This window comes from Synechococcus sp. BA-120 BA3 (assembly GCF_034931285.1).
In the GTDB taxonomy this organism is placed as follows: domain Bacteria; phylum Cyanobacteriota; class Cyanobacteriia; order PCC-6307; family Cyanobiaceae; genus Cyanobium.
Genome location: NZ_JAYGHZ010000305.1, coordinates 1 through 8,753 on the forward strand (window position 1 = coordinate 1; position 8,753 = coordinate 8,753).

General features: G+C 66.9%; 11 protein-coding genes and 1 pseudogene. 8 read left to right on the forward strand and 4 right to left on the reverse strand.

From position 1 onward, the window contains the following. Positions 1–138 precede the first annotated feature (138 nt). On the forward strand, positions 139–993 hold the full coding sequence (gene menB / locus VB737_RS12560) for a 1,4-dihydroxy-2-naphthoyl-CoA synthase (RefSeq protein ID WP_500313405.1): 855 nt from the start codon (positions 139–141) through the stop codon (positions 991–993). Positions 994–1,053: 60 nt separating this feature from the next. Beyond that, positions 1,054–2,022, forward strand: a complete 969-nt coding sequence (locus tag VB737_RS12565) for a sensor domain-containing diguanylate cyclase (protein WP_500313407.1) — start codon at positions 1,054–1,056, stop codon at positions 2,020–2,022. On the opposite strand, the gene VB737_RS12570 is transcribed toward VB737_RS12565, so the two are convergent. Together VB737_RS12570 and VB737_RS12575 are read right to left on the reverse strand one after the other, a co-directional pair. Further along, a complete protein-coding gene (locus VB737_RS12570; RefSeq protein WP_500313409.1) occupies positions 2,019–2,360 on the reverse strand; it encodes a response regulator in 342 nt (113 codons plus the stop codon). The genes VB737_RS12565 and VB737_RS12570 overlap by 4 nt on opposite strands. Before the next feature lie 15 nt (positions 2,361–2,375). Next, positions 2,376–3,341, reverse strand: a complete 966-nt coding sequence (locus VB737_RS12575; RefSeq protein ID WP_500313410.1) for an ATP-binding protein — start codon at positions 3,339–3,341, stop codon at positions 2,376–2,378. Between the two features lie 108 nt (positions 3,342–3,449). Here VB737_RS12575 and VB737_RS12580 point away from each other — a divergent pair, with 108 nt between their 5' ends. Continuing rightward, positions 3,450–3,668 carry a hypothetical protein gene (locus VB737_RS12580; RefSeq protein ID WP_500313412.1) on the forward strand — a complete coding sequence of 73 codons (219 nt, stop codon included), beginning with the start codon at positions 3,450–3,452 and terminating at the stop codon, positions 3,666–3,668. Here the strand turns inward: VB737_RS12580 and VB737_RS12585 are convergent. Further along, positions 3,661–4,029 carry a PAS domain S-box protein gene (locus tag VB737_RS12585; RefSeq protein ID WP_500313414.1) on the reverse strand — a complete coding sequence of 123 codons (369 nt, stop codon included), beginning with the start codon at positions 4,027–4,029 and terminating at the stop codon, positions 3,661–3,663. The genes VB737_RS12580 and VB737_RS12585 overlap by 8 nt on opposite strands. A gap of 170 nt (positions 4,030–4,199) precedes the next feature. Here VB737_RS12585 and VB737_RS12590 point away from each other — a divergent pair, with 170 nt between their 5' ends. Then, the gene (locus tag VB737_RS12590; protein WP_500313416.1) at positions 4,200–5,171 is read left to right on the forward strand and encodes an anti-sigma factor antagonist; all 972 of its coding nucleotides are present in this window, start codon (positions 4,200–4,202) and stop codon (positions 5,169–5,171) included. Beyond that, the gene (locus tag VB737_RS12595; protein ID WP_500313418.1) at positions 5,168–5,668 is read left to right on the forward strand and encodes an ATP-binding protein; all 501 of its coding nucleotides are present in this window, start codon (positions 5,168–5,170) and stop codon (positions 5,666–5,668) included. The genes VB737_RS12590 and VB737_RS12595 overlap by 4 nt, the downstream gene beginning before the upstream one ends. Here the strand turns inward: VB737_RS12595 and VB737_RS12600 are convergent. Further along, complete coding sequence (locus VB737_RS12600) at positions 5,634–6,101, reverse strand: hypothetical protein (protein ID WP_500313420.1); 468 nt, start codon at positions 6,099–6,101, stop codon at positions 5,634–5,636. The two genes, VB737_RS12595 and VB737_RS12600, sit on opposite strands and share 35 nt — an antisense overlap. An 89-nt stretch (positions 6,102–6,190) precedes the next feature. On the opposite strand from VB737_RS12600, the gene VB737_RS12605 reads away from it, so the two are divergent. The 3 genes and pseudogenes from VB737_RS12605 to VB737_RS12615 form a co-directional block, all read left to right on the forward strand. Further along, positions 6,191–6,808 carry a L,D-transpeptidase gene (locus tag VB737_RS12605; protein ID WP_500313422.1) on the forward strand — a complete coding sequence of 206 codons (618 nt, stop codon included), beginning with the start codon at positions 6,191–6,193 and terminating at the stop codon, positions 6,806–6,808. A 74-nt stretch (positions 6,809–6,882) separates the two neighbouring features. After that, positions 6,883–8,427, forward strand: coding sequence for a glycogen synthase GlgA (glgA, locus tag VB737_RS12610; protein WP_500313424.1), 1,545 nt, complete (start codon positions 6,883–6,885; stop codon positions 8,425–8,427). 24 nt (positions 8,428–8,451) lie between these two features. Further along, positions 8,452–8,753, forward strand: a pseudogene (locus tag VB737_RS12615) (hypothetical protein); the annotation flags it as partial.

Consider the following 8,753-nt stretch of genomic DNA (forward strand, 5'->3'; position numbering starts at 1 on the left):
GGCCTGGGCCCTGGCCCAGCCGCTGGCCCTGCTGGTGGTGACCACCGACCGGCGCCGGGATGCGGCCCTGCGGCAGCGGCTGCGCACAATGGCCGCAGATCTGGCCGATCCCCTGGCCACCGGGCCGATCCCCTCCCCATGACCCCCGTTCCCCCCGCCCCGCCGCACTGGACCAGCGCCGGCAGCTACAGCGACATCCGCTTCGAGACCAGCGGCGACGGGATCGCCCGGATCAGCATCAACCGCCCCGAGAAGCGCAACGCCTTCCGTCCCCTCACCGTGCAGGAGCTCTGCGATGCCTTCAACCGGGTCCGGGACGACCCCTCGATCGGGGTGGTGCTGTTCACCGGCGAGGGGCCGGCCGCCGACGGCGTCTGGGCCTTCTGCGCCGGCGGCGACCAGAGCGTGCGCGGCGACGGCGGCTATCTCGACGCCTCGGGCCTGCCGCGGCTCAACGTGCTCGACCTGCAGCGGATCATCCGCAGCCTGCCCAAGGTGGTGATCGCCCTGGTGGCCGGCTACGCCATCGGCGGCGGCCAGGTGCTGCACCTGCTCTGCGATCTCAGCCTGGCGGCCGAGAATGCCGTGTTCGGCCAGACCGGCCCGCGGGTGGGCAGCTTCGACGGCGGCTTCGGCGCCGGCTACCTGGCCCGGGTGGTGGGCCAGCGCAAGGCCCGGGAGATCTGGTTCCTCTGCCGCCGCTACGACGCGGCCCAGGCCCTGGCCATGGGGCTGGTCAACGCGGTGGTGCCCCTGGAGGACCTGGAGCGCCAGGGGGTGGCCTGGGCGCGGGAGGTGCTGCAGCACAGCCCCACGGCGATCCGCTGCCTGAAGGCCGCCTTCAATGCCGAGACCGACGGCCTGGCGGGCATCCAGGAGCTGGCGGGTCAGGCCACCCACCTCTTCTACCGGACCAGCGAAGGCCAGGAGGGGCGCAATGCGTTCCTGGAGAAACGGGAACCGGACTTTTCCGAGGCGCCCTGGCTGCCCTGAGGCGCCCAGGCTGTCCTGAGGGGCCCCGTTCCATACTTCCTTTCCACGCAGCGACGACCGTTGTCCGCCTATCCGATTCCGGACAACGAGGCCGAGCGGCAGGCGGCGCTGGACGACCAGCACATCCTCGATGCGGAGCCCGATGAGGACTTCAACCGCATCACCCGTCTGGCCAGCCAGATGCTGGGCGTTCCGATCGCCCTGATCTCCCTGGTGGATCGCCAGCGCCAATGGTTTCTCTCCCGGGTGGGCCTGGACGCAAAGGAAACACCACGGGAGCTGGCTTTCTGTGCCCACACCATCTGCTCCGATGACGTGATGGTCGTCAGTGATGCGACCGCCGATGACCGCTTCAAGGACAATCCCCTGGTCACGGGGGATCCCCACATCCGCTTCTATGCCGGCGTCCCGCTGCAGACCCGGGCCGGCTTCAACCTCGGGACCCTGTGCGTGATCAGCCGTGAACCGCGGCAGCTGGCCGGCACGGAGCAACAGCTCCTGAAGGATCTGGCCGGCATGGTGACGCAGTACCTGGAATCGCGGCGCAACAGCTATCTCTGTCCGCTCACGGGTCTCCAGAACCGGCGCCCTTTCCATGAGGCGGGCCAGAGGGAGGTCCAGCGGGCTTGCCAGAGCCGCGAGGCGCTCACCCTGATGATCTTCGGCCTCGACGGGTTCGCGGCGTTCTGCGCCCGCTTCGGGGCTGACCAGGGGGATCGCCTGCTCCAGGAGTTGGCCGGCCGGCTGCGGAGCCAGGTGGGGGAAAGCGCCTTGCTGGGCCGGGTGACCGCCGACGAGTTCGCCGTGCTGCGCCCCGGCCTGGACAACCCGAAGGGGATGGCCCTGGCGGAGCAGATCCGGGCCGCCCTGGTCCTCGATGGCTGGCTGGTGGACGGCGTCCGCCTTCCGCTGGACATCAGCGTCGGTGTCGCCTCGCTGGGCGATGACGACAGCAGCTTCAAGGACCTGTTCCGACGGGCCGAGACGGCCCTGACCCAGGCCAGGCTGTCGGGCATGGCGCCGGCCTAGGGCGGGCCGCCCGGGTCAGCGTGCCTGGCGCGGCGCCACTCCTGGAAGCGATCCAGGGCAGCACAGAGATCCACGAAACGCAGCGGTTTGGAGAGAAAGTCGTTCATGCCGGCCGCGTCGCACTCCTGGCGATGGGAGCTGAAGGAATAGGCCGTCAAGGCAATGATGTACACCTCGGAATAGCCTTCATGGCGCAGCTCACGGGCCGCTGAGATGCCATCCAGACGGGGCATCTCCACATCCATGATCACCAGATCGAAGGGCTCGCTTCTGACGCTCTCGAGTGCGGCGTCGCCATCACCCACCAACCTGGCCGACAGATTCAGCCTGGCCAGCATCAGCTCCAGCACGCGTTAGTTGACGCGGTTGTCGTCGGCCACCAGGATCCTCAGCCCGGGATCAACACCATGAGAAGGGATGATCTGAAGCGGCTGCTGCTGGCTCTTCGAGGCTACAGCGAAGGGCAGGCGGACCGAAAAACAGCTGCCTTTCCCGAGGCTGGATTCCACCGTGATCTCACCGGCCATCAGCTGGCACAGGCGGGAGCAGATCGCCAGGCCGAGTCCGGCACTCTGGCTGGTCTGCTCCGGGTTGGCATGCCCGACGAACTCCTCGAAGATGAACGGCAGCGCGGTGGGGGCGATGCCGATTCCCGTGTCCGAGACACGAAACAACAGGCCCACCGCCTCCGCCGACGTGCGGGTCGCCTCGACGACCAGGCGGATCTCTCCATGGTTGGTGTATTTGCAGGCATTGCCCAGCAGGTTGAAGAGAATCTGGCGCAGCTTGAGATCGTCACCGATCAACCATTGCGGCGCACCCGGCGACAGGCTGAGCTGCAGATCAAGCTGACGGATGGAAGCCTGATGCCGAAACAGGTTGAGCACATCATCCAGCAAGGAATGGAGATCAAAAGTCCTGGGGTTCAGCGCCAGACGACCGGTCTCGATCTGGGAAGTATCGAGGATGTCATTGACCAGATTCAACAGATAATCGCCGCTCTCGTGAATGGTCTGGATCATCTCCCGGTGGCGTTCGTCCATGGGACTGGCCAGCAGCAGGTCACTCATCCCGATCACGGCGTTGAGCGGGGTGCGGATCTCATGGCTCATCGTGGCCAGAAAGCGTGTCTTCGACTGGCTGGCCGCCAGGGCTTCATCCCGTGCCTGCCGCAGCTCACGGGTTCGCTGGGCAACCTGCTGCTCCAGCTGATCGCGCGCGTCAATCAGCCTGTACTTGGCCTGGACGATCGCACTCTGATCCCGGAAGGTGAAGACCAGGGAGGGCCTGCTCGGGACGTTGACGGTGGCCCACGACACCTCGATGACCCGCCGGGGTGGGGCGCTGGTGAGCTCCCAGGTGCTGGTGCCCTCGGGAGCCTGGCTCCAGAAGGGCTCGCCGGCCTGGGGCTCGGCCGTTGCCTGGGGTTGGCGGTCGGGAAGGATCCCGCTCAGGGAGCGGCCCAGGCACTGCAGACGCGAGAGGCCCACGAAGCGATCGAAGGAGGCATTGGTCCACTCGACGATTCCATCGAGGTCGGTGAAGGCGAGGCCTTCTTCAACGGCCCCGAGCGCCGCTTCCAGCCGCCCGAGGGTGGTGCGCAATTGGGTGACGAGCTCCAGATCGGCCATTCCAGACTCAGCTGAGCGGACGCAGGGTCGCCGCAAAGATCCAGCCATCCCCCCGCCGTTCGGCCACAATGAAATGCTCGGAATTGATGGCCTGTTGATCCTTGCAGATCGTCATCAGCTGCAGGGGATGGTTGAGAATCTGGGATTCGCCAACGATCTGAAAACGTGAGAATCCGAGGTGATGGGCGTCCCGGAAGGAGTCGGGGAGAATCATGGAAAGGGACTGACCTTCCAGATCCGCCAATGTCCATCCATAGGTGGCTTGAAACAGGTCGTTGATTTCCACGATGCAGCCGTCTCGGTCGGCGGCAACGAAAGGCAGGGACTGCTGGCGGAGCTCTTCAATCGTGACCATGGTCGGATCCGCACGCTTCACCGTGTGATTCACAAACCTTAGCGCTGCATCCCGGAAGACGCTCCGGCCCCATCCGGACCTTGACACGCCCAAACGCAGGTTGGAGAAGCCCGGGCCCAACCAGCCGCACGCCACGCCGAGGCGGGCTGACCGATGGCGGAAGCCACAATCCTGCAGGAATTGTAAGCTCAATGAGATTCGAGATTTCATGTGTGGATGATCTATCCATCCTGAACCCTTCAGGTTTGCTTGATGCCCAGAGTGGCGCCGAACTGCGATCATCCATCGGCTCCCTACTGAACGAAAAGCCAGGCGACATCCTGATTGACTGTCAGGGCATCGACTTCATGGACAGCAGCGGCATCGGTGCCCTGGTGGGCGCCATCAAGACGGCCCAGGAGCGCGCGCTGCCCCTGGCGGCCTGGAGCCTGAACCGTCAGGTGTTCCTGGCCCTGCAGATGACGGGACTGGAGAAGGTCCTGCCGATCACCCCCCATTCCGAAGGGCTGTTGCCCCAGCTGTCCCGTACGGAGGACCAGCGGCCGCCGCTCACCCACCCCTCGGTGCGCTCCGCCGTCAAGCGGTGCCTGGATGTCGGCGGTGCCCTGGTGGGGCTGGGGGTCACGGCGCTGCTGTTCCTGCCCATCGCCCTGGCGATCCGCCTGGACAGCCCGGGGCCGATCCTGTTCAGTCAGGTGCGCTGCGGCTGGATGGGCCGCCATTTCCGGATCTGGAAGTTCCGCTCGATGGTCAGCGATGCCGAACGCCTGAAGGACCGTGTGGAGAACCAGGCCCAGGGGGCCTTCTTCAAGAATGACAATGACCCCAGAATCACCCGCGTGGGCCGGATCCTGCGCAAGACCAGCCTCGATGAACTGCCCCAGTTCTGGAATGTGCTGATCGGCGACATGAGCCTGATCGGCACCCGGCCCGCCACCCCGGATGAGGTGCGTCGCTATGCCATTCCCAGCTGGCAGCGGTTCGATGTGCGGCCTGGCCTGAGTGGGGAATGGCAGGTGAGCGGCCGCTCCTCGATCCGGGATTTCGATGATGTGATCCGGCTGGATCTGCGCTATCAGCAGAACTGGAGCCTGGGTTACGACCTGAAGCTGATCCTCCGAACCTTTCTTGTGCTGTTCAGCAAGAATTCCGGGGCCGCATGAATCTGCCCCAGGCTTCGGAATTCGATCGGCCCCTCGGCCGGCTCAGCGTCCGCAGTGATCTCGATGAGATCGAGACGGTGCTCAGCTGGTTCGGCCAGCTGAGCGATCCGTCCGTGCCTGCGGAGCTCTGGATGCAGGCCCAGCTGGCCCTTGTCGAGGGCTTCACCAATGCGGTGCGCCATGCCCACGCCGATCTGGACCCGCCGCCGCCGGTCCAGCTGTCGGTGCAGGTGACCAGCCAGGGGTTCTGCGTGCAGATCCTCGACCAGGGGGCCCCCTTCGACTTCGAGGCCGCCCTGGCGACCGTGGAGCAGGCGATGGAAGCCAGCGCGCAGGATCCCCTCGCCAGGGACGCCCACTGGGGCCTGGTGATGCTCCTGAAGCTGCGCAGCGCCTACGGATGGACGATCCGCTACCGCCGGATCGACACAGCGACCAACGGCCTGTCCCTGTGCCACCCCCTCAGCGCCGATGGGGGGACAGGAAGGTCATCGTGAAGTACTCGGGATGGCAACGGGCGGGCTGGAAGATCGACCAGCGGGTCCACAGATGCAGGTAGTAGTTGGTCCCATTCGGCCCCCGTCCCCAGCCATGGGCGACGGACTGGCCCCAGACGATGCTGTTCGCCTCCAGGGCTTTTCTCCGTTCCGGGGGGAGTGAGCGCAGGTCGCCCCGGTAGAGAATTCTCCGGCCCCGGTAGAAGAAGGCGGGCACGGTGTCCCTGTCCTTGTGGTGCTCATCGACGAGGAACCACACTTTCTTGCTCTTCTGGAGCAGCCAGAAGCTGCGCGAGCAGCGGGCAGGGACGGTGTCGTTCTTGTAGCTGTAGAGAAGGCCGTGGTGCTGGTCTGGAGCGCCAAGGGATGGGGCGGCGATCTCCAGACCCATGAACAGGACGGCAGACGTGATGGCGGCGACCGGATGTGCCATCGGTCGTGATGGGGCGGATGTTAACGCGTTCCCTGCTCTGCTCCGACTATGGCCCCGGCCCGTGGCTGCGTCCAGCTCGCTAACCTCAGATGAGGAGTCTGATCCCGGCCGACCACACCGTGACCCGCCAAGCCATCCTGCCCCTGGCTCTGGCCCTGTTCAGCGTTGTCTCCGGATGGTCGGTGGACCCTGCGATCGCCGCCGCTGCCGGCACCGACCCAACGGCTGCCCTTCCTGATCCGGCAGCGACGACGGCGGAGCCCGCCTCCCCCCCGCTGCAGCTGATCCTGGACCGCCGCCAGCGGCTGTTGAAGGTGATGGAGGGGGACCGGGAACGGCGCCGCTTCCGGGTGGGGGTGGGCATGCCCGGCTGGGAAACGCCAGTGGGGTCGTTCAGCGTGATCGAAAAGACCGCCTACCCGGTCTGGGAGCACCCCGCCAAGGGGGTGCGCATCCCCCCCGGCCCCGCCAATCCCCTCGGCTCCCGCTGGATCGGCTTCCACCGTGACTGCAAGGGCCGGCGTGGCTTCAACGGCCAGGAACACCTGGAGGTGAAGGGCTGCGTGAGCTCCGGCTTCCATGGCACGCCCCATCGCGACAGTGTCGGCGCTGCCGTGTCCCATGGTTGCGTGCGGCTGTTCGATGAAGACGTCAGGGAGCTGTTCGAGATGGTGCAGCTCGGCACCCCGGTGACGGTGCTGCCCTGAGTCCGCTGCCTGCGGCCGCCGGAGCGTTCCTTGGCAGCCCGTAGAGTTCCAGGCGCACCAGCCATCGAGCACGGATGAGGGTTCTGTTTGCCGCTGCGGAGTGCGCTCCCATGATCAAGGTGGGAGGCATGGGCGACGTGGTCGGCTCCCTGCCACCGGCCCTGGCGGCACTGGGGCACGACGTCCGGATCATTATGCCGGGCTACGGAAAACTGTGGAGCCGGCTGGAGATTCCAGCCGAGCCGATGTGGCGTGGCCACGCCATGGGCACCGATTTCGCCATCTACGAAACCCGCCATCCGACCAGTGGTCTGACCATCTATCTGGTGGGCCATCCGGTATTCGATCCGGAGCGCATCTATGGCGGCGAAGATGAGGACTGGCGCTTCACCTTCTTTGCCAACGCCAGTGCCGAATTCGCCTGGAACGGCGGCTGGAAGCCCCAGGTTCTCCATTGCCACGACTGGCACACGGGGATGATCCCGGTGTGGATGCACCAGGACCCGGAGATCAGCACGGTGTTCACCATCCACAACCTCCGCTACCAGGGCCCCTGGCGCTGGAAGCTGGACCGCATGACCTGGTGCCCCTGGTACATGCAGGGCGACCACACCATGGCGGCGGCCCTCCTCTATGCCGACCGGGTGAATGCGGTCTCGCCCACCTACGCGATGGAGATCCGCACTCCCGAATACGGCGAGCGTATCGACGGCCTGCTCAACTTCATCAGCGGCAAGCTGCGCGGCATCCTCAACGGCATCGACACCGAGGACTGGAATCCCGCCACCGACGCCACCCTGCCCGCCCCCTTCTCCTCAGGCGACCTCAGCGGCCGCAGCGCCTGCAAGCGGCTCCTGCAGGAACGGATGGGCCTGAACGTCAGCCCCCGCTCCTACCTGATGGGGATGGTGAGCCGGCTGGTGGACCAGAAAGGTGTCGACCTGCTCCTGCAGGTCGCTGACCGGGTGCTGGCCTACAGCGACAGCCAGTTCGTGGTGCTGGGCACCGGCGATCGGGGCTACGAATCGGGCCTCTGGCAGATGGCGGCCCGCCACCCGGGGCGTTTCTCCGTGTTCCTCACCTACGACGACGCCCTGTCGCGGCTGATCTACGCCGGCAGCGACGCCTTCCTGATGCCGAGCCGCTTCGAGCCCTGCGGCATCAGCCAGATGCTGGCCATGCGCTACGGCTCGATCCCCGTGGTGCGCCGCGTCGGCGGCCTGGTGGACACCGTGCCCCCCAACGACCCGACCGCCGGCACCGGCACCGGCTACGGCTTCGATCGCTACGAGGCGATCGACTTCTACACGACGATCGTGCGCTCCTGGGAGGCCTACCGCAACGAGCCCAGCTGGCAGGAGCTGCAGCGGCGGGCCATGACCACCGACTTCAGCTGGAACCGCTCCGCCCTGGAGTACGACGCCATGTACCGGGAGGTCTGCGGGGTCAAGGAGCCCACCCCCGACGCGGCCCAGGTGGAGCGCTTCTCCCAGGGCCAGGGGGCCGATCCCAGCCTGCTGCACGACGACTCCAGGCCGGAGGGCTCCCCCAAGGAGCCGCCGCCGCCCCAGCGCCCCCGCAACCCCCTGGCCCTGCTGCGCCGCCGCAACGACTCCTGAGCCTGCTCCCCGTGTCCGGCGTCCATGGCTGATCCGGTTCCGCCACCCTCCGATCTGCCGGCGCCCTACGCGAACCCCTGGGGCCGACTCGCCCAGGCCCTGCGGGCCGTGCTGGCCTCCCTGCGGCTGAAGCTGCGCGAACTCTGGCGGCGCAACGGCGAGGGGGACCTTTCGGTGCCGGGCTTCTGGCCCCAGGGACTGGCCCCGGTGTTCTGGCCCCTGGTGCTGGCGGCCCTGCTGGCCCTGCTCCTCGCCCTGGCGGGTCAGGTCTGGCGCGGGCTGACCCTGCCTGCCGACCCGGCCGGCGGTGCGGCCGCCCCCCGGGT